The 19861-nt window shown below is 68.0% G+C and carries 16 protein-coding genes; 9 read left to right on the top strand and 7 right to left on the bottom strand.

Annotated features, from left to right (window positions below):
- Window positions 1-715: 715 nt before the first annotated feature.
- On the bottom strand, window positions 716-1207 hold the full coding sequence (locus DY245_RS16430) for a cupin domain-containing protein (protein ID WP_128507997.1): 492 nt from the start codon (window positions 1205-1207) through the stop codon (window positions 716-718).
- Window positions 1208-1600: 393 nt separating this feature from the next.
- Between DY245_RS16430 and DY245_RS16425 the strand changes: the two genes are divergently transcribed.
- Both DY245_RS16425 and DY245_RS44410 read left to right on the top strand, forming a co-directional pair.
- Window positions 1601-2071, top strand: a complete 471-nt coding sequence (locus tag DY245_RS16425; RefSeq protein ID WP_128507996.1) for a DUF5959 family protein — start codon at window positions 1601-1603, stop codon at window positions 2069-2071.
- A gap of 492 nt (window positions 2072-2563) precedes the next feature.
- Entirely contained in the window at window positions 2564-3139 is a 576-nt protein-coding gene (locus DY245_RS44410) for a zinc-binding dehydrogenase (protein WP_220377893.1), read from the top strand.
- A gap of 238 nt (window positions 3140-3377) precedes the next feature.
- On the opposite strand, the gene DY245_RS16420 is transcribed toward DY245_RS44410, so the two are convergent.
- The 4 genes from DY245_RS16420 to DY245_RS16405 all read right to left on the bottom strand — a co-directional run bounded on the left by DY245_RS16420 (window position 3378) and on the right by DY245_RS16405 (window position 9002).
- Window positions 3378-3572 carry a hypothetical protein gene (locus DY245_RS16420; protein WP_128507995.1) on the bottom strand — a complete coding sequence of 65 codons (195 nt, stop codon included), beginning with the start codon at window positions 3570-3572 and terminating at the stop codon, window positions 3378-3380.
- A gap of 1519 nt (window positions 3573-5091) precedes the next feature.
- On the bottom strand, window positions 5092-6015 hold the full coding sequence (locus DY245_RS16415) for an LLM class F420-dependent oxidoreductase (protein WP_128507994.1): 924 nt from the start codon (window positions 6013-6015) through the stop codon (window positions 5092-5094).
- A 1350-nt stretch (window positions 6016-7365) separates the two neighbouring features.
- The gene (locus DY245_RS16410; protein ID WP_128507993.1) at window positions 7366-8067 is read right to left on the bottom strand and encodes a DUF998 domain-containing protein; all 702 of its coding nucleotides are present in this window, start codon (window positions 8065-8067) and stop codon (window positions 7366-7368) included.
- Window positions 8068-8255: 188 nt separating this feature from the next.
- On the bottom strand, window positions 8256-9002 hold the full coding sequence (locus tag DY245_RS16405) for an AraC family transcriptional regulator (protein ID WP_128508032.1): 747 nt from the start codon (window positions 9000-9002) through the stop codon (window positions 8256-8258).
- 272 nt (window positions 9003-9274) lie between these two features.
- Between DY245_RS16405 and DY245_RS16400 the strand changes: the two genes are divergently transcribed.
- Window positions 9275-10420, top strand: a complete 1146-nt coding sequence (locus tag DY245_RS16400; protein WP_128507992.1) for a MalY/PatB family protein — start codon at window positions 9275-9277, stop codon at window positions 10418-10420.
- A 799-nt stretch (window positions 10421-11219) separates the two neighbouring features.
- Window positions 11220-11690, top strand: a complete 471-nt coding sequence (locus DY245_RS16390) for a hypothetical protein (protein ID WP_128507991.1) — start codon at window positions 11220-11222, stop codon at window positions 11688-11690.
- A 334-nt stretch (window positions 11691-12024) separates the two neighbouring features.
- Here the strand turns inward: DY245_RS16390 and DY245_RS16385 are convergent, their stop codons facing one another.
- Window positions 12025-12786, bottom strand: a complete 762-nt coding sequence (locus DY245_RS16385; RefSeq protein ID WP_128507990.1) for a LysR family substrate-binding domain-containing protein — start codon at window positions 12784-12786, stop codon at window positions 12025-12027.
- Between the two features lie 58 nt (window positions 12787-12844).
- Here DY245_RS16385 and DY245_RS16380 point away from each other — a divergent pair, with 58 nt between their 5' ends.
- The 5 genes from DY245_RS16380 (at window position 12845) to DY245_RS16355 (ending at window position 19377) form a co-directional block, all read left to right on the top strand.
- Window positions 12845-13249, top strand: coding sequence for a DUF5997 family protein (locus DY245_RS16380; RefSeq protein WP_128507989.1), 405 nt, complete (start codon window positions 12845-12847; stop codon window positions 13247-13249).
- Window positions 13250-13640: 391 nt separating this feature from the next.
- Window positions 13641-14171, top strand: coding sequence for an LppU/SCO3897 family protein (locus DY245_RS16375; protein ID WP_128507988.1), 531 nt, complete (start codon window positions 13641-13643; stop codon window positions 14169-14171).
- A 1335-nt stretch (window positions 14172-15506) separates the two neighbouring features.
- Window positions 15507-17528 carry a LodA/GoxA family CTQ-dependent oxidase gene (locus tag DY245_RS16365; RefSeq protein ID WP_128507986.1) on the top strand — a complete coding sequence of 674 codons (2022 nt, stop codon included), beginning with the start codon at window positions 15507-15509 and terminating at the stop codon, window positions 17526-17528.
- Window positions 17525-18673, top strand: a complete 1149-nt coding sequence (locus DY245_RS16360; RefSeq protein WP_128507985.1) for an NAD(P)/FAD-dependent oxidoreductase — start codon at window positions 17525-17527, stop codon at window positions 18671-18673. Before DY245_RS16365 ends, DY245_RS16360 begins: the two co-directional genes overlap by 4 nt.
- On the top strand, window positions 18670-19377 hold the full coding sequence (locus DY245_RS16355; RefSeq protein WP_128507984.1) for a hypothetical protein: 708 nt from the start codon (window positions 18670-18672) through the stop codon (window positions 19375-19377). The genes DY245_RS16360 and DY245_RS16355 overlap by 4 nt, the downstream gene beginning before the upstream one ends.
- Window positions 19378-19477: 100 nt before the next feature.
- Here the strand turns inward: DY245_RS16355 and DY245_RS16350 are convergent, their stop codons facing one another.
- A complete protein-coding gene (locus DY245_RS16350; RefSeq protein WP_128507983.1) occupies window positions 19478-19837 on the bottom strand; it encodes a PH domain-containing protein in 360 nt (119 codons plus the stop codon).
- Between the last annotated feature and the right edge of the window lie 24 nt (window positions 19838-19861).

The raw sequence follows: 19861 nt of genomic DNA, 5'->3' as shown, positions 1-19861 counted from the left end.
CCCGCTACGACAGCGCCGGTCGCATCACTCCTCCTCGCCAGCACCGGGTGCATGCAGAGCCCGAAGCCCCCGCGCGGGTCCGGCAGGGATGGGCTGACGGGGACGAGAGGCATGGCGGCGGACAGGGCCGTCGGAATGCGATCACTGCTGGTCGGAGGTGGCTCCAGGCAGGTGACCGGGGTGGAGGGTGACGGCGGCGTACCCCACTCGTACGACCCTGCACCAAGCGCTGGCCATCGCTTTGCTGGCCAACGCTATGTGGGCCGGCTGTCGTGGAGTAGCCCGCGATGCGCTCTCCCGGCGGGCACGGGAGGGTGGTGGCACGGAGATCCAGTCGCCGACGCGGACCGTATGACAGAGGCCGATTGCCATTTGGCCCGCCGCCGTGCTGCCAGAGCTGCAGGCGCAAGTAGGAGACGGTCGCCCAGGCTGGGCCGGCACTGGCAACGCCTGGGGCCAGGCCTGGGCCACCGCCGGGCTGCCCGAGGACGTACGGGGAACGGGTCCGAGGCCAGCTCAAGCGGTTCGGCACCCGGCACACCGCCCCAGCGCCGCGACCGCCCGTTCCGCCCTGCCGGTGAGCCGACCCATCGGCGCGGACCAACCCGCATGCACCCTGAGAAGGGCATCCGCTGGGGCGGCAGCCCTTTCATCCGGTCAGCCTGAACACGAGCCCGGTGAACATGCCCGGTCACAAACCGGCCCAGCGGACGGACTACTGCGCTGTGTCCGAGGCAGCCTGATAGGAACTCGTCCGGTAACGGCTGCGGAACTCGGCCAGGAGCTCATCGGTCGCCTCGGCCCCGGCGCTCACGGCGGCGTGGACATCGCGGAAGTAGTTCTCGTAGCCGGCGGGAGTGTAGAGACACAGGGCGCGTACGGGTATCAGGCCTGCATTGCGGAAGCCGTGCGGCGTGCCGCGGGTGGCGGCGAGCAGATGCCCGGGGCCGGCCGTCACCTCGCCGTCTCCGGTGTGAAGCGTCAGCTGGCCCTCGAGGACATAGAAGTACTCGTCGTGTCCATCGTGCACGTGTGGCCTGGCGCCAATGGTGCCGGGGGCGAGGTTGAACTCCTCGAAGGCGAAGTGCCCGGCTGTGTGCTCACCGGTGAGCCGGAAAAAGTGCTCGACACCGGCGACGTCGATGAGTTCACCGTCCTGGGGACGGCGCAGCAGAGGACGGGCAGGAGTGGGGGTCTGATCAGTCATGACTGCATTGTGGCCCAGGCCCTGGCGTCCTCATCCGACGCGGCGGGTTCCCCTGCACCAACCCGGAGTTGGAACCATCCCCGTACGAAGGAGAGCCCAGAGCCCGCGACAACACCGCCGCTTGGTTCGCCCAGGGCAACCGCGCCGTTCTCCGAATCAACCATCCGGAACCCCTTGATTCCAGGACGACTTGGCCGTGGCGGCCCGCCACGGCTGCCGCCCGGTGATAGTTCCCAAGTCCGAGGATCCCGCCCTCCTCGCGGACATCGCCGCCCGCACCATCCTGGACCACTGATCACGTCGAACGTTTGCCGGGGGTCTCGTTCGTCCGCACGCACCCCATGAGAGAGGATGCACGCTACTCGCACCAGCTAGGCCATGCGGAGGGGCACTGTGGGAGAGCCGGAACCAGTCGACCTGATCCACCTGACAAACGCAGACGGCGACCGGTGCATCGTTCGCGTCACTGGGCGTTATCAGCCCGGCACGCTGACCGGTCATGACACCCTGCGCGCCGATGTCCTGGTGTCCACCAGCTTCCTCGATGCACGCCTTGAGCTCTACCTCTTCCAGCGGGATCTCTCCGCCTGGGAACACGAGCTCGAAGGGCTGGTACCGGGTGGCAACGCGGGCATCGGCAGCGGCCGGGGTCTGGAGCTCGGCATTCGACTCAACGAGGATCAGTCCGTGTGCGTGACGGTCCACGACCCCGACCGGCTCTCCACATTTGTCTGGATCCAGCCACAAGACGACTGGATCCAGGACCACCGAGCCCGATTGGACCGACTTCGGCAGGTCTGGCCAAGCGAGGTCATCGAGACCGCTCCCATGGTCTACGAGTGGAGTCCGGACCGTAGGAACTGAGCACCTGAGGCACGGCCATCGGGAGTCAAGCCGCTACCTTCGTCGCCGACGATGGCCGCACACCCATAAGCCAGGCCAACTGGTCCGGCCGACATCCCGAGTTCAAGTTCAGTCGCCGAGGGAACTGTGCCGGCACGGGGTACCGCTGCGCGCCCAGAGGGATCTGCGCCAGGGGCTCAGCCCTGCGCTCATCAACGCAACCAGCAACGTCGCCGGATTCGCAGGGTCCTGCGTAACCCGACCATTCGCTCGCGGGCCGTGCACTGACCCCCGACATCACACTTCAGGGCTTGGGCGCTCGCGGCCAGGGCGGTCTGCGCCGGCAGGAATATTCGGCCAGGGCTCCTTCGCCGAGCAGCTGCTGGTCCCCACCGAGAACGTCTTCCCCATAGGCGCGATCGGACCCGAAGACGCGGGGTTGTGGTGTGCGCTCCTGCTCCTTCTCGTGCCCTACGGCGGCCACTCGCGGCCGATCTCCAGGCCGGCCAGACCGTGCTGATCAGCGGCGCCACCGGGAACTTCGGCAGCGCCGCCGTCGCGGTCGCCTTGGCCATGGGGGCAGGCTGCGTGATCGCGCCGGGGCGCAACGAGAAGATGCTCGACGAACTGGAGCGCCGCTTCGGTTCGCCCATCCAGACCGTCCGGCTGTCGGGCAATGAGGACGCGGACCGCGAGCGGATGCGAGCAGCGGCGCAGGGCCCGATCGACGCCGTCCTCGACCTGCTTCCGCCCTCGGCAGGTACGACGCCGGTACGGGCAGCGGCGATGTCGGTCCGGGAGTCCGGCACGGTCGTGCTGATGAGCGGCGTCGGCATGCCGGGCGGCGCCGACCTCGGGCTGCCGTATCCGTGGATCATGAGGAACAACATCACCATCCGTGGACAGTGGATGTACCCTCGCGAGGCCAACACCCGGCTCATCCAGATGGCCAGGTCCGGGCTGCTGGATCTCCGCCAGTTCGACGTCACGGAATTCGACCTCGACGACGCCAACGCGGCTGTCGCGCACACCGCCAGCGACGGGGGACGCTTCAGCTTGACGGTCATTCGGGCGGCCGCACCACGCTGAGCGCCGTCGGTACTCAGCGCCTCCTCCCGCAGTAGCGCACGCGAAGGCTCGCCCCAGCGCGACCCGCGAGCGCGCGGCCAACTTCGCGCAGATTCAGCAGAAGATCCCCGGTCCGCAAACCCGGGGCCCCTCTGCACCATCAGTGGTCCACTCCACCATTCCCTTACCGCCACGTCGAGAGGCAGCGCCACGGCCACAGACCACTACGGCCCCCACCCGGCCGCCGAACGAGCGCCCGCTACGCCGCGGCGTAGCGGAGGCGAAGCAGATCCTGGGCCCGCGCCAATTCCTGGTCCGTGCGCAGCTGCACCTCCAGATCGTGCATGATGCCGCCTCGCGCCACCTTGCGCGATGAATGGATCGCCCGGGACGCGTTCGCTCTCCTCGACCGGGAGAGATGCGGCGCGGTCCCCGTCAACTTCGACGCAGGCATCCTGCACACCTACAGCCTTCTCGTCCCCACCGCCGCCACCAAATTCCGCAGCGAATTCGCCGACGTACTGGACACATCCGCCGGCCGCGTCGGCGAACTGTGCGCCCTGGCCGAGAAGCGACAGGCCTTCAGCCGGGGTTGGTATGCCGAACTCGCCCCGCTATTCAAAGCGCACGCTGCTGCGCTCACCGCCCAAGGCGTTATCCGTGAATACGCTCCGGATCGCGGTGCAGGATCCAGCAGATCTGCGGGACGTCCTGGCCACCCCTCACCCCCTACCGCCTCCGCTTCCTCCGGCTAAGGCAGTGGGACCTCGCCGCTGATATTCGCGGAACGCAACGAAGGTATCGACGCCGCAACCTTTCTCCCACACGTTGGTGCCCCTCCCAGGGACGATGGCGACCCCGCGGCGTGCCCATCGAAGTGGTAGCGGCCGGGGGTGATACGCCTCTCAACCATTTGAAACCCCGTCAGGGTCGCCGTTCTGCCGGCACGCGTCGCCGTGATGGGCTATGGCCGGTCGTGCCGCAACGTGAAGCGAAGGAGGTGCCAGTTAGGGTCCTGGCATGGAAGTAGGGAATATCGCCACATGGGCCGGCGTAGGCGTCACATTGCTTATTTCGATTGGCGGCTGGCTCGACTCGCGCAGGCAAATCCGGATTGGCAGGGAAGCCAACGAGATTAGCCACAAACAGGCGGAAGCGGCCGAGCGGCGAGCAATCGCAGTTGAGGATGCTCTCAGTGCAGGGCTACGCCTCCTCGCAGAGCGATCATCCGCCCGAGGGGCGGACAAATCTGCAACGGATATGGTGGAGCAACCTGCATCGCCATCGACCGTGGTGGAGCCACCCTCAACGGCCGACGGCAGCCGCGTACATTGGAAGGTTGAACGCATTGAGAACATGAAGTACGGATTTGCGCTCTGCAATGTCGGATCAGTTCCCGCACTCCATGTCAAAATTGTCCCTGGCTCTGCCCCTGGGGCGCCAGAACCGGGCATCGCGCGAAACCTTCCCGAGAACGCCACAGTTCTCCCTCACGAGTGCGTGCACTTCGTGATGGCGCCGACGTTTGCTCATCCCCGTCTCCGCGAAGTATTCGTCCAGTGGGACGGGCAAAATAGGCCGGTGCCCGTAGCGCTGCCATCCTACTGATGACACAACGACGCCCCGTCAGCCTTAGTGGTGACGCGACCTCTGAGCTGCGCCATTTCATACCCGTATGAGGACATGAGGGCACGAGGTGGCAGCGTCACCATCCGCTCCATGCCTCATGGAATGGCGAGCATAGAATCGAGCGAAGGGCTTCCTCCAGGAGAGACGCGCTACAGGTTCGGTGAGGAAATTCGACCTATGGCGACTGACAAGCCGGGCGGCGTGACGAGTAACCGGCCGTTCCCTCTCCAGAAGCGTGCACTCGGCCGACGGCCGCCGAGCTCCTTGGCGTCGGCCCGCCCACCCCGCCTGCTCACCGCCTCCAAGCCGATGACAGCCTTGTGGACGCCGTCCGGGGCAGGCGTTCAGCCCGCCAGCTCCCCCAAGAGTGCCCAGGTACGGCGCCGGTCGACATCCCCGGCGACCTCCGTCCCCGAGAACACCACCTCTGTCGCCCCGGCATCCCGGTAGCGCCGCACCTCGGCGGCGACCTTCCTCTCATCGCCGACCACGGCCACATCGGCGGCGCGTTTGCCGCCGGAGAGTTCGATGACCCGCGCATAGGACGGGATCTGCTCGTAGAACGCGAGCTGTTCGGTGACCCTCGCGCGCACGGACTCGACGTCGTCGGTGACCACGCCGTGCACAAGCGCCACGATCCGGGGCGCAGGACGGCCGGCGGCCTCGGCCGCCGCGGTGACGGCCGGGACGATGTGCTCGGCCAGGGCGCGAGGCCCGGCGAGATAGGGCAGGATCCCGTTCGCCAGTTCACCACTGACACGCAGCGCCTGCGGGCCCATCGCGGCGACGAGCAGCGGCACCCCGGCCTCGGCGCCCGGCACACGTGCGGGGATCGGCGTGGTCGCGGTGAGCAGTTGGCCGTGGAAGTCGGCGGCGCCGGTCTCGGTCAACTGCCGTAGAGCGGTGAGGAATTCACGTAGGCGGGCGATGGGCCGTTCGAAGGGGATACCGAAGCCCGCCTCGGTCAGGAGCTTGGTGCCGAGCGCGAGTCCGAGGTGGTAACGGCCGTGCGTGGCGGCCTGCGCGGTCTGAGCCTGGCTGGAGACGAGCAACGGGTGGCGTCCGAAGACGGGAATCGCGGACGTGCCCACGTGCAGCCCGGGTACCTCACGTCCGACGATCGCCGCGAGCTGAGGCGAGTCGGCGCCGAAGGTCTGCCCGAACCAGGCGGACCGGAGGCCCGCGGCCGCGGCCTCCTCGGCGAGCCGTACGGTGGCGTCGATCTGATTGTCGGCGTCGGTTGCGTTGAGTGCTACTCCCACAGTCATGTCAACGCAAACCAGCGGCAGTTGGCCATGCATTCCGGTTCTTGTGTGACGGCTTCTTGTCAGCTGTGTGAACGCGGCGGTTGTGTGTACGCGACGGCCCGGGCGAGCGGCCAGCAGCCCACCTCAGGCGACACCGGGCGCTCGAAGAGCGTCTCCAGCGACGCGGTAGTCGCCATCACCATGTGCAGCACAGCGGCCGTCCGCCGCCGGCACGACGAGCCCATTCCAGACAGACACTGCGTCTCACCGCGGCAACCGCGATGCACAAACCGCCTGACACCGCGGTGATCGTCTCCGGCCCTCGGCGGCGGCGACGGATCCACCCCTAACACGGCAAGGACTTCCTCCCGGCCTTCGAGACCACCTCGGCGCCCCGATCTTCATAGCCCTCGACGTGCGCGCCATCACCCCCGAACTCACCTACGCGCCCAACTGGAACCTCTCAAACACCTGCTGCCCCTGCCGGATGCCCACGCCCAGGCACACGCCGGCAGGTCGAACAGATCACGAAGAGCGACCCGGTCCCGGCAACCGCCTGACCTTCCCCTGCCGACCGCGCCAGACGGCTCGACCCCGACGGCCGCAGGCGCCCGTCGGCTGTTGCATCGGCGGGCTGCCCCTGCGCGAACGGGCCTCAGAGCATCCAGCGTCCAGCACGGGATCCGTCCGCTGACCGAGACCGTGGACGGCACCATCAATGACCAGATCGCCAGATACGCCAGCGCGGGCGACTCGTGGCCATCCTGGCCACCCTGGCTCCCTGGCCGGCCTCACGAAAGGCGGCCGGGATGGGGCTGACGCACCACGCTCGCCGGCGAAGGCACGTACCGGCGGCTCATCGGTCAGGTGTGTCGTCGTCAACGCCGGTGGCCCGACCCAGGTGGCCGTCGAGACGATAGTCCAAGACCTTCTTGGCCGAGTCGGCAGAGCGCTGTCCGAGCGCGATGTCGACGCCGAGGCTTACGGCGAGGCTCCAGCAGATGTCCGCGGCGATGAGGCGGTAACCCGAGGGCGCGGATCCGCGCGCTCGCACCGGGCGGCGGTGATGAGGTCGGCTATGAAAGACAGGAGCTCGCCGTCGCTCGGACCGGGAACACCGGCCATGGCCGGGTCCGCGATCGCCCGCCCGATGACGGCGACGGACAACTGGAGCAGCCGCAGCCCCTCTTCATCGCAAGCCAGCATCGCGTAGAGGCACTCGCGCAGCGCCGTCACGGTGCTTGCCCGGCCTGCCGCACCGCCCTGCGCTGGATCCGGACCACGGCGCCTGACGCCAACCGCGTCCCCGGCGAGGGGGACCAGACCAACCTCCCTCCAGGCCCTGCTGGGTCTGAAGGGCCTGCGGTCGCATCATGCCGCGTGGGAGCCACCGGGCTGCTCGTACCTGACGGGAGCAGCTCGCCACAGGTGAAGTGCGAGCAGGACCTGCCAAGTCCAGCCCACCGTGAGGGCGATGCGCTGGATCAGGCCGCCCAGGTCGGCCAGGTCTCCAGCAGCCCTGCCGAAAGCGGCGCTGGACAGTCCCATGGTCGCTGCGAAGGCGAAGCCCGCGACAGCTGAGTAGAGAGCCCACCCTCGCTCGCCCGAGCGGGCGAAGTACCGGGTGCATGCGAAGCAGGCGGCGGTCAGCGCAACGAAGCCGGCCAGCGACACGAAGTCGTGGAGGGCGCCATGCACGGTGGGGTTCGGCAACCGGCCGGGCGTTCCGGGAGGGTAGCCCCTGACCGGGTCGGCCAGGAAGATCCCGGCGCCGATCAGCCCGATCGCCCACAGTCCGATGAACATCGGCCCCCAGGTCGAGCCCCCCGAGGGTCGGAGCGCACGCTGTAGACCGACGGCGAACGCCAGCGTGAGAAGGCCCGCGACGATGAAGTTGAGCGTCTGCGTCCAGCCGTGATCACCGAGGGCCAGTGAACTGACCGGGTGACGCCACGCGTTGTAGTGGGCGCGCGTGGAGCCTTCAGCGAGGTAGGCGACAGTGAACAGCGGACCGCCGACCACCCCGCAGATAAGCAGCGGCCGCAGTCCCACTGAGGGGCCACGGCCGCTCATTCCTAAGCGTGATTGCACTCGATCACCCATGCCGTCAACATAAGTTGACATGACTGACTATGTCAACTGTGGTTGACGTCTCAGAGAAGCCTGGCGCCTAACCGACCGCCAGCCGGGTCCAGATGAGTACCTGGTCGGACTGAGGGCTTGCGCAAGGCGCACGCACGCCTCGGGATTGGTCGCGGTGGTCAGTAGCGTGCGCGGTGGGTGCCAGGGGTGTGCCCGAAGGCTTGGCGGAACACGTCGATGAAGGCGCTGCTGGATGCCCAGCCGCATTGGTGCGCGACGACTGTGACCGGGGTGTCCTCGGCCAGCAGGCGTAGGGCGTGGTGCAAGCGCAGTTGAGTGCGCCATTGCGGGAAGCTCATGCCGAATTCGGCCCTGCAGAGCCGGGTGAGCGTGCGGTCGCTGACGCCGGCCACGGCGCCGAGTTGCGCCAGGGTTCGGTTGTCGGCCGGGTTGTCGCGAAGGATGGCACATACCGCGACCAGACGCGGGTCACTGGCCGCGGGCACGTGGACGGGCTGCTGGGCCGAGTGACGGAGCTGGTCGAGCAGGACGGCCCGTAGGCGGAGGCGTTCGGCGGTGAGGTCGGCGGGCTGCCCGGCGTAGGCGATGATCAGCTCGCGCAGCAGCGGGCCGACTCTGATGACCGCGGGCTGGTCCAGGCGCAGCGGGTTCTCCTTCACCGGCAGTCCCACCAGGTAGAGATCGGTGTCGCCATAGGCGCGATGCTCATGCACGGTTCCGGCCGGGATCCAGATCGCCCGGGTGGCAGGGGCGATCCAGTTGCCGGCGTCGGTGGCGACCGACAGCACGCCGCGGCCGGCGTAGACGATCTGGTTCTCGTCGTGCCGGTGAGCGTCGACTCCGGTACCGGCGGGCAGGGCGCGGAGGCCTGTCGTCGCACGCGGAGCATGGCGGATTTTCGACATTACTTGGCATTTTATCGGAAGCGGAATGATCCCTGCGGCATCGATCATCGAGGAGTGACGGGAGACCAGGCCATGGGATCGCTTGTCGGTCATGCGGGCACGCCGGAATCTCTTCCGGACGGCCGCCCGGAAGACCGGTGGAGTTCCAAGGCTGGAGATCCCGTCAACGCACAGACGCACAGACGCACATGCGCACATACGAATGCGTCGAATGACGCCGTCTGCGACTACCGCCACCACATCCCTGGAAAGACATTCAGGAGTCCCCCACCATGGGCAACCTCTCGATCCCCCCTCTTGCAGAGCTGAGAAAGCGCCGGAGCGCGAAATGGCGGACTTTCCCGGACGACGTCCTTCCCCTTCCTGTCGCGGAGATGGACTTCCCTTTGGCAGAACCCGTCGCCAAGGCTCTCCACGAGGCGGTCGACCGGTCGGACACCGGTTACGCGGCACCGACCCGCGACCTTGCGGAAGCGGTAAGCAACTACGCCCGGCGTACCTGGGACTGGCGGATCGATGCCGCCGATGTACACACCGTCGCCGACGTCGGAATCGGCGTCGTCGAAGTCCTGCGCCGCATCGTCAGCGCGGGAGACCGCGTGGTGATCAGCCCGCCGGTCTACGAGCCGTTCTCCTGGTGGGTACGTGAGGTCGGGGCCCATGTCGTCGAGGCACCGCTGGCCGACGGACCGCTGGAATGGCGGCTCGACCTGGACGCCCTGGAACGGGCCTTCGCCGACCATGCCACGGCGTATGTGCTGTGCAACCCGCACAACCCCATAGGCCTCGTACACCGACGCGAGGATCTCGTCGCGGTCGCCAAGCTGGCCGAAAAGTACGGCGTCTACGTGCTGTCCGACGAAATCCACGCCCCGCTCGTCCTGCCAGGGGCCGAGTTCGTCCCGTTCTTGTCGGTGTCGGACGAGGCGAGACGCTGGGGATTCGCGTTCCTGTCCGCCAGCAAGGGCTGGAATCTGGCCGGGCTCAAAGCAGCCACCGTCGTCACCGCCGACCCGGCGCCTAAGCGGTACGTCGACCGCCTGTCGCCACACTCGCTCTACCGCACCGGGCATCTCGGAGTAATCGCCACGGTGGCCGCGTTCAACGACGGCGATCAATGGCTCGCCAACGTCCTGGACGTCCTCGACCACAACCGGGGACTGCTGGACGATCTGCTGGTGAAGCTGCTCCCCGGAGTTCACTACAGGCAGCCGCAGTCGGGCTTTCTGGCCTGGATCGACTTCCGCGAGCTCGGCTGGGGCGACGACCCCACCGAACACATCCTCACCACCGCTCGGGTCGCCCTCAACGCCGGCCACCGCTACGGCTCTGCCGGCATCGGATTCGCGAGGCTGAACTTCGGCTGCTCACCGCAGACTCTCACCGAAGCCATCACCCGTATCGCCGCAGCCTCCTGAGAGACCTCGAAGACTCGCGCGGACTGAGGGCTGCTTCCGACCGAGTGCTTGACGGGCACGGCCAGCCTTGCTCCCGCTCGGGGAGCACCGTGCGTAGATCACGGTGACCTGCGGCGTGCGGACAGCTGGCTGAGCCTGCCCGGCACCGGGTCCCACTTTTACGGCTGCCTGACGGCTCGGACAGACGCACTATCTGAGCTCAGTGGCGCCCTGCTGTGTACTGATGGGTCCGCCAGATCGCTGGTTGATCTGACGCTGACCCCGAGCACGGCCGTTGTGGGTCATGGAGCGCTCTGCGACGCGCCCATCCTCACGGTGGTCGTGGACGCGCATGTCCGCGGCTGATTGCCGAGTGGCTTCTGGAAGGCCCGCGCGAGATCTCCCTCAGCACAGAGGCCTCCCCCAGCACACGCGAACGGCGCTGCTGGATCCACAAGACCGCAAACGTTCTCAACTGCCGCCCGCGTCAGCTCAGACGGCGACGGAGAAGGCCCTGCGGCACATCTACAATGCCGAGGACCGCGAACACGCCGAGCAGGCTGTCGAGCCGTCCACCAGGCCCTACGGACCCAAGTTCCCCAAGCGGTCGCGAAGATTGCCGAAGACCGGGACGCGCTACTGCCGTTCTACGACCACCCCACCGAGCACTGGATCCCTCCGCTGACCACGAATCCGATCGAGGCCGCTCAGGCCCGCCGACGCTCGCTGAACGGCGCCCGCCTCGTCCCAATGGTCCGCGTCGGTACCCGCTTCGAGCATGGGTCGCTGATCGAGCGTCAGAAGCTCAGAAGCAGGCAGCATGAACGTTGAGGCGTGCAGCGAGGACGAACCTTCAGAGCACGTGCGGTTCGCCGCCCACCTCCAAGCACTGGCACAAGTAACCGTCACCGAGGAACCCGACCTGGTCAGTACGGTCCTCACGGACCCCGACCAGGCCATGGCCCAGTCCGCCGTCGCCAGGCACCTGGACAGGCGGGCAGCCAGCCTCTGCCCTGATCATGCGTATGAGCCGTGGGCCCGGTCGATGGCCGAGGTGATCGCCCGCCACCCGTTCCTGGTCCAGCGACTCCGCGAGTGGTCCCTGTTCAGAGCGATCTCACTGGCGCAGCCGTGGACGCCCAGCGCGTTGACCGACGCATCCGACTGGCTACAGCGCAAGATCGCCGACAGTCTCGACGCCCCCGACGCACTCGCGCTACTCGCCGAGCACGGCCGCACCAAGCGCATCCGGAACACAGCCAAAGCCGGCATCTCCAGAAGGCCCGGATGACCGTCGACCACGTCCCCCCACCGGTCTCGACGATTGCTCACGGTTGAGCTGCGACAGTCCGTCCGCCGAGTTCGGCCGACCGCGTAGGAGTGCCCGCCCACGTAGCGCCATGGACGTGCCGATATCCACTGCGAGCAGGCAGAACACCATCCCCAGGGTGCCGTAGACGCCGCCCCCGGCCATCGCCATGAGCGGTCCCCGGATCAGGCCGACGACCGCTGCCGCCGTCGCCACGGCCAGACGCCGCGCCGAGACGGGACGGGGGCGGCACAGGCGACTGCGATTCGCCCAGCCCCACGACCTTGCCGTGCCGTCACGGTGCGCGGCGCCGGAGCTACGACCGGCGGCGAGGTTTGCCGCGCTTGCCGCCCTTGGGGCCGCCGGAACCGCTCCGTGGGCTCTTGCCGGTCGCCTTGCCGGCTGTGGGCTTCCGCCGCGCACCGCCCGTATCGGGGCGCTTGCGCTGCGGCTGCGCCGGGGTCTGCGCGCGACCCCGTGAGCTGTTGACGGTCCGCCCGCGGACGATCCCGATGAAATCCTCCACCAGATCGGTGGTGGCCTCCTCGGGCCACGACAGCGCGACGCGCGACTCGGGGACGTCCGAGACCGGCCGATAGGTGAGGTCCTTGCGGTGGTGCAGGCGGGCGAGTGACTGAGGGACGACGAGGAGTCCCACTCCTGCCGCCACCAGTTCGATGGCGTCCGCCGTTGTGGCTGGGCGCTCGATCGCGGGCTGTCCCGGCGGTCGCTCCCAGTCGAGGCTGTCATCGAGGGGGTGCAGCATGATCTCGTCGGCCAGATCCTCGGCGGACACCTCGTCGACCGCTGCCACGACGTGGTCCTTCGGGATCACGACCACCGTCGTCTCGGTGTACAGGGGGATCGCGCTGAGGGCCGTCCGGTCGACCGGCAACCGCACGAAGCCCGCGTCGGCGCCGCCGCCCAGCAACACCTCGGATGCTTCGGCGGCGGATACCGCGATGAGGGTCAGCGGGACGTCGGGCAGCCGCTCGTTCCAGATCCGCACCCACTTGCTGGGCGTCACTCCCGGGACATACGCGAGCCGGAACGAAGGGGATACTTCCGAGCCTGTCACTCCGCCAGGTTACCGGTCGTGGTCAGAGGTAGCGCACACGCTCGATACTCTTGACACCATGACGTCGCACCAGACCACCCAGACGATGAAGCCCGCAACCGCGGCGAAGAAGCTGGGTGTGTACCTCGAGGCCACCCCCGCCGAGTTCCAGGAGGGTGTCGTCTCGCGCTCCGAGTTGAATGCCCTGCAGGCCGATCCGCCCGAGTGGCTGCTGGAACTGCGACGCAACGGCCCGCATCCCCGGCCGGTGGTCGCGGCGAAGCTGGGCATCTCCATCTCAGGTCTCGCGCGGGGTGGAGTCACCGAAGCCCTCACCACGGAGCAGATCGATGCCTTGAAGAGGGAAAACCCCGACTGGCTGCAGCGGGAACGCGCCACCCAGGCCGAGGTCCGGAAGGAAGCCGCGCGCATCAAGGAGAAGAATGCGGAGCAGGGCGATCAACCTCGCCGTCCGCATTCCTGACCTTTGCCCCTCGACGATGCCGGGTTCGTCGACAAAGGCAGCCGGAACCGCCTTGCTCGTCGGACCCGCATCCTCATCCAGCCGGCCGTAGGGATCACGCAAGCGCGGTCAGATCCAACTGAGGTCAGAACCGGCTGAAGTGCGCGGCCGCGGTCGCTTGTGGCCGGGTAGCCGGGTCACGTTGCCATGATCAGCTGCCCGGCCACGTCACTGCGACAGAACACTTCAGCCGACCAGCGGCCGGTTGAATCGGTCAGCGCAAGGCTCAAGGGAACAGGCGGGATGCCGCGCACCGGACTGCGGATCGGCGGACAGGCACAGGAGGGTAGCCTGCATCGGTCAACCTCGCGTTGATCTTCGTTCAGCAGCCAATCATGGGGGACCCTCAGCCGTGTCCGCACCGCCGCCGCCGTACCAGAATCAGCCGCCACAGCAGCCTTACGGCTATCCGCAGCAGCAACCGCAGCAGCCCTATGGGTACCCGCAGCAGCAGCCTCAGCAGCCTCAGTCTTACGGGTACCCGCAGCAGCAGCCGCGCGGGCCGCAGCAACCTCGGCGGAGTCCGTTGCGGGCGCTGATCACCGCCGTTATCGTCCTGGCGATCTTCGGCGGCGGGGCCTGGTACGTCTGGGATTACAACACCAATCCCAACGGTGGCAAAGCCAAGGCAGAGGCCTCGCGAGCCGCGCGGGCCGCGGAGAACAAGAAGCACGATCCACAGATCGGCGACTGCGTCAAGGTCCAGGACCCCCAGGGCGACCCACTGCCAGAGATCGTCGACTGTGGCTCCACCGAGGCCGAGTACAAAACCGGCGACAGGCTCTATGGCCCCGACAAGGAATGCGGGTCGAAGTTCGACTACGGCATTCAGTTCTCAAGCCGTCGGGGCGCCGACTACACGTTGTGCTTCACCAAGGTCTGAGTCTGGCCTTCGGCTTGCTATCCGGCTGTCACCTGCAGGAGCGGGCGACAGCCGGATCTTTTACGTAACCGGATCCCTTGCGTAATAGGTGGAGCGGGCTTCGGGTGATGGTCGTGCCCGGGTTGCCGAGCCAGAGGCGTTGCCGCTCGGGAGGACCGCTCCACCTCGTGCCACAGATATCGGCAACAGTGCCGGCCCTCCCCTGCCCGCTGCCCGCGCTGAACCCCGGCCTGAGATCTAGCTCGGATCGCTGCATGCCAGGCCCCTGGTTCGTACGCTCGTGGTACTGAACGCTTGTGGAGGAATGTTGCAAGCCGCCCTCACCGGCGTCGTAGCCGTCTTATGGACTTCCGCCGCTCTTTGCCGTAGGCCCGGCTCTTGAGGTGCCCGTCCGCAGTGGTGATGTGGCTGCTCAAGCCCTGCCAGCCGCCCATCGCGCCGATGTCGGGAGAGCTTGATTGGCCTGAGCCTTCTCGCTGAGCACCGTGGCGGAATCGTCCCCGGCGGACGATTCCTTCGGCGTTGGGCGTTGGGCGTTGGGCTGCCAGTCGCGCCGGTGAGCCCGCGGCGCTGCCGCTCGAGATGCGGCGAATCATGAGAACTCGGTGACGTTCAGANGCGGCGCTGCCGCTCGAGATGCGGCGAATCATGAGAACTCGGTGACGTTCAGAGCCGGTGGCCGGTGGCCGGTGGCCGGTGGCCGGTGGCCGGTGGCCGGTGGCCGGTGGCCGGTGGCCGGTGGCCGGTGGCCGGTGGCCGGTGGCCGGTGGCCGGTGGCCGCAACGTATCGGTGGGAGACGCGGATTTGCGGCCGAGCCCGCATACGGCCGCGTCACGGTGACGATCGAGAAGTTGTTTCCAGGGCCGTACGGTCAGCCGCGCCAAGTTCGGCCCCCTGCGGCGGTTCCGCAAAATCGGCCTCAGATTGATTTCCCGGCTGCTTCCGGTCCGTAGGCGACAAGGGGCTCATCACCGTCGCACCGTCAAGGCTTTAGGCCCGAATCTCGAAGCGATCGCCTGGAATCACCGCGCCTCCGGCGACCAGAGCGACCTCGAACAGCGTCCGGGCCACGGCGGCTACCTGGCGAGCGAGGCCCACCCCTCCCCGTACACCTCAGACTCTCCCACTCCCCGCCTGACCCGCCCCCACTCCACCAAGCCACCATCCGCCATCACGTCCCGTGAACAGCGAGGGAACGGATCCGGGCGCAGATCAGCCCAAACGGGTGAATTCATTCACCCATTGTGACGCGCCGACTTCGCAACGTGAACTCTGATGATCCTACATTTGAGGCCTTCGGGGGCATCCACACCTGCCCAGTGAAAGGCTCCTCGATGGACAAGCAGATCGCACAGGTGAAGATCCACCCCGCCATAGGCATCGCCCGGGTCGGCAACAGCAGCAATGAGCCCTTCATCGGACCGGAGTCTCCGGATCAGCCGGCGCTGCCGCCCGGCTCGTACAAGGACAGCTCGGGGAAGGTCATCCGGCAGGCTGCCCGTTTCCGGGTCTACGGCTACAACAAGGCGGGCGAGGTCGTCAGGGAACTCAAGCTGGGCGAAGAGGGCGTTACCGAGATCAAGTGGTCGGTGCACCTGGCCAACAAGAAGGCCGCCTGGTACCAGTTCCATATTCCGCTCGACATCCCCGAGGCCACCGGCCTGCAGGACGCCCAGCGGCGCCGACGGAACTTCGACATCACGGGTGCGGCGCGGAAGAAACTCATCAACGACCCCGGCATCCAGACCATCCATGCCTCGAAGCACGAGACCGCCACCTTCGCCGGGAAGATCATGGATCTGCCGGTCCCCCTGGGTTCGGCATCCACCCAGAACGACGGCCGTCTGCTGGTCGTCGGCGGCGTCGGTAAATCGGCCTCCTTCGCCAGACCCGAGAAGCCGATCTCCGGCGTGGCCAACAACGACACCTGGTACGACGACGTCTCCGACGGCCCGGTCACGGCGGAGGTCACCATCGGGGGCGCCACGAAGACCGCTAGCCCGGCCTGGGTCGTGGTCGGCCCGCCGCACTACGCACCCGGCGTGAAGACCGTCCGTACCCTCTACGACCTGCTCCACGATGTGTTCGTCACCGAGCAGACGCTGCCCGTCGAGCCGGAGGTCTCGTACCCGGACCACATCGAACCGCTGCTGACCCGGTTCTGTGATCTGCAGTGGGTCAACCACGGGTTCGCGACCCAGTTCGGCTGGAGCGGCCCGCACCACTTCCGCGACCCGGCCATGCGCAAGCGGCTCGCCGACCCGGGCAAGGCCAGCCGCGAACTCCGCCGGCAGGTCTACGTCCAGATGCGCGACTACGCGCGGGACGGGATGTCCCCGCTGCCCTGGCCGTGGCTCTACGGCGACGCCATGTCCAGCAGGCCCAACTCCGTACGGCAGCACATCACGCTCTCCGCCGCCCAGGACCGGATGCTGGCCCTGTGGGCCGACGGCCACTTCACTTCCGGCCCGCCCCGCACCGGCCACCCGAACGTGGACCAGGCGCCCCCCGCCGAACAGCCGGACCTGCTGGACCGGGCCGCGCTGGAGAACTGCGCCGCCGACGCCTTCCACCCGGGCTGCGAAGTCACCTGGCCGATGCGGCACAAGACCATGTACTCCGAGCCCTTCCGCATCCTGCACCGCACGGCGGAGAACCCGGAACGCGATTACGGCGATGTCCTCAGCCTCCAGGACGCCCTGGGCAAGAACGGCCCGCTGTTCGCGCAGGGACCGGGCGACCTCACCCGCTGGATGGCCGCCCCCTGGCAGTGCGACACGGCGAGCTGCCGTTCCGGCTATGAGGTACGCGCCGGGCTCGGCCCCCGTTACAGCCCTTATCTGCCGACCTTCTGGCCTGCCCAGATGCCCAACCACGTGCTCAAGAAAGCGGACTTCACCACCGTCAATACCAAGCCGAGCGGCGGCTCCGACGACAGTGCCAGGGAGAAGGCCTTCGAGAACCGGGCGGTGTGGCTGCGCGGACTGACCGGTACGGACTTCAACGTGCAGCGCCGGCAGATGATCGACGACTGGTACAAGTTCGGCATCGTCGAGACACATGAATACACCGTGGGCGACGGGAAGTTCCCGAAGTACATCCAGGTGGAGTCCGACCCCGGATACCCGCCGGCCCCCGACGACGCCAACCTCATCAACATCCACGTACCCGAGGCGGGAGTACCCCAACTGGCCGCCGCGGCCGGCGTCTGGACCGGGAGCATCCCGGCCGAGTCTGTCGAGGCAGATCTCGTGCAGCAGGCGGTACAGGAGGTCAAGGAAGCGACCGGCCGGGACGAGGCGGCGATCGCCGCCGGATACCTGGAGAAGCTCGACCCCCTCCACGGCACCCAGTGAGCCCCGCGGCCCCCTACGACGTCGTGGTCGCGGGCGGTGGCCCGGCCGGCTGCGCCGCCGCGCTCGCCCTCGTACGGGCCGGGCGTACGGTCCTGCTGGCCGACGCCGGCACCGGCCCGCCCAAGGCCGGCGAGGCACTGGTGTCCATGGGGCGGCTGCTCCTGGCCGACCTCGGCGTCGAGGGGCCGGTCCTGGGCACCGGGCATCTGCCCTGCCACGGCAACCTGTCCGCCTGGGGCTCGTCCGAACTGCACGCCGTGGACTTCATCAACGACCCGTACGGCCACGGCTGGCACCTCGACCGTCCGCTCTTCGACCGGCGGCTGCGTGCCGCCGCCCGCGCGGCGGGTGCCGAAGTCGCCGAGCGCACGGCCGTACGGCGCCCCTCACGGCAACGGGACGGCAGCTGGCGGCTGGTTCTGCGCGACCGCTCCGGCGGCGGGGAGCGTACGGTCCGCTGCCGCTGGGTGGTGGACGCCACCGGGCGGGGCGCCGCGATCGCCGTCCGCTCCGGCGCCCGGCGGCGCACGGGAGACCGGCTGACCGCGCTCCATCTCGTCCTTGACCCGGCCCCGCAGACCGCTACCGACGGCCGTTCGCTGGTGGAGTCCGACCAGGACGGCTGGTGGTACACCGCCCTGCTGCCCTCCCGGCAGCGTCTGGTCGCCTACTTCACCGACCCCGACCTGCCCGTTGCCACCGGACGCGGCGCCGAGCGGTTCCGCGACCGGCTGCTGGCCACCCGGCACGTATCCCGCCGGGCCCGCCCACACGGGCTCACCACCCTGCCGCCACCCCGTCGCGCCCCCGCGCACAGCGCGCATCTGGACCGGGTGCACGGCAACGGCTGGACGGCCGCCGGAGACGCGGCGGCCGCTTTCGACCCGCTCAGCTCCCAGGGCATCCTCACCGCCCTCTACACCGGGCTGAGCGCGGGCCAGGCGGTCGACGCGCGGTTGCGCGGCGACCGGACGGCCCTGGCCGACTACGCGGCGAAGGTCGCCACGGCCCGCACCACCTACCAGCACGGCCACCGTGCCGTGCACGCCCAGGAGACCCGCTGGGCCGACCGCCCCTTCTGGGCCCGGCGCCAGCGGCACACCCGCCCGAACCCCCACCCAACGAAAGGCAGGACCTCACCATGACCACCCCCGACTCCGCCCACGAGCACATCCACCGCTTCCTGATGCTGGGCAAGAAGAAGCTGTTCTTCTACCACCTGGCGCTGTTCAACGAGCAGTCCGGCCACAACTACCAGGCGGTGTTCACCTTCACCATCAAGGACAACGGCGAACTGCGTGAGATGTACCTGAAGGATCTGGCGCAGCACGAGAACGAGCGGGTCTTCTACTCGCTGCGCTGCCCGCACCACTTCGAGCTCCCGGAGCTGCAGCACGGCAAGGAGTTCAGGGTCCATCTGGAGCGGGTCATCGTTCAGCCGAACGGCGAGCGGAAGTTCGAGCAGATGACGACGGCCGAGACCACGGTGGAGTGCAAGAAGGAAGACGTCATCTCCTTCCGCAAGCTCGGAAATCTGCCCTACCCCGAGTACCTCACCTACCTGATCTTCGGTGAGGGCGACGAGATCCACATCGCGCACCAGATCGCGGCACGCCCGAACTGGGACGAGGCCATCACCATCGCCACCAAGCAGGCCATCGACGCGGCGACGCTGAAGAAGGTCCCGACCCTCATCATCGACTCGATCCAGGACGCCCACGACAAGCTGATCGAGAGCCCGCTGAAGAAGGGGCAGCAGTACCAGGGCAAGATCAACGGGACCGGCACGACGATCGACTTCACGGTCGGCCGCCAGGCCTGGTGGAACCACACCAGCCTCAACAGCTGATCCCCGCACCGCACCTCAGTTTCGTCATGCCCTGGCCCGGGTCGCGATGCCGTCGCGACCCGGGCCAGCCGGCGTCGGGCCGGCCGAGGCGCTCAGCAACTCAGAGGGCGGGGCCTCGGGTGCTGTCATCGTCCGTTGGGCCGAGATTCGCACGCTCCCGGATGACGGCTTCCACGGCTTCGGGGTCGTCCGGGGTGATGAACGGGTGGACGAACCGTCCGAGGTCGAGGATCAGCCCGACCTTCTTCGAGGGACGTCCCGGGTCCAGGCTCGCCCAGTAGCGCGGGTTCGCGGTCCCCCAGATGCGCGCCTGCCCGCTGAAGAGGCCCATCTCCACGGAGCGGACCGAGCGTAGTGAGCGGTACGGGATCGTCTTGGTCCCCCAGGGGAAGTAGTAGGCGCGAATCCGGACGGAGTCGGACGTGCACTCGATCCATCGGTCACGGTAGATACCGCTCATACGCCCTGCTCCTTCGTCGACGTT

The sequence above is a fragment of the Streptomyces inhibens genome (assembly GCF_003389455.1).
Classification (GTDB): Bacteria; Actinomycetota; Actinomycetes; order Streptomycetales; family Streptomycetaceae; genus Streptomyces; species Streptomyces inhibens.
The sequence above is the reverse complement of the archived record's forward strand: the minus strand, read 5'-3'. Positions and strand labels throughout refer to the sequence as shown.

Excerpts from the sequence above, each read along its gene's own strand:
- DY245_RS16430 (WP_128507997.1), bottom strand. The coding sequence starts at position 1,207 with ATGACTGATCAGACCCCCACTCCTGCCCGTCCTCTGCTGCGCCGTCCC.
- DY245_RS16420 (WP_128507995.1), bottom strand. The coding sequence starts at position 3,572 with ATGCCTGCGTCGAAGTTGACGGGGACCGCGCCGCATCTCTCCCGGTCG.
- DY245_RS16415 (WP_128507994.1), bottom strand. The coding sequence starts at position 6,015 with ATGACTGTGGGAGTAGCACTCAACGCAACCGACGCCGACAATCAGATC.
- DY245_RS16410 (WP_128507993.1), bottom strand. The coding sequence starts at position 8,067 with ATGAGCGGCCGTGGCCCCTCAGTGGGACTGCGGCCGCTGCTTATCTGC.
- DY245_RS16405 (WP_128508032.1), bottom strand. The coding sequence starts at position 9,002 with ATGTCGAAAATCCGCCATGCTCCGCGTGCGACGACAGGCCTCCGCGCC.
- DY245_RS16400 (WP_128507992.1), top strand. The coding sequence starts at position 9,275 with ATGGGCAACCTCTCGATCCCCCCTCTTGCAGAGCTGAGAAAGCGCCGG.
- DY245_RS16390 (WP_128507991.1), top strand. The coding sequence starts at position 11,220 with ATGAACGTTGAGGCGTGCAGCGAGGACGAACCTTCAGAGCACGTGCGG.
- DY245_RS16380 (WP_128507989.1), top strand. The coding sequence starts at position 12,845 with ATGACGTCGCACCAGACCACCCAGACGATGAAGCCCGCAACCGCGGCG.
- DY245_RS16365 (WP_128507986.1), top strand. The coding sequence starts at position 15,507 with ATGGACAAGCAGATCGCACAGGTGAAGATCCACCCCGCCATAGGCATC.
- DY245_RS16355 (WP_128507984.1), top strand. The coding sequence starts at position 18,670 with ATGACCACCCCCGACTCCGCCCACGAGCACATCCACCGCTTCCTGATG.
- DY245_RS16350 (WP_128507983.1), bottom strand. The coding sequence starts at position 19,837 with ATGAGCGGTATCTACCGTGACCGATGGATCGAGTGCACGTCCGACTCC.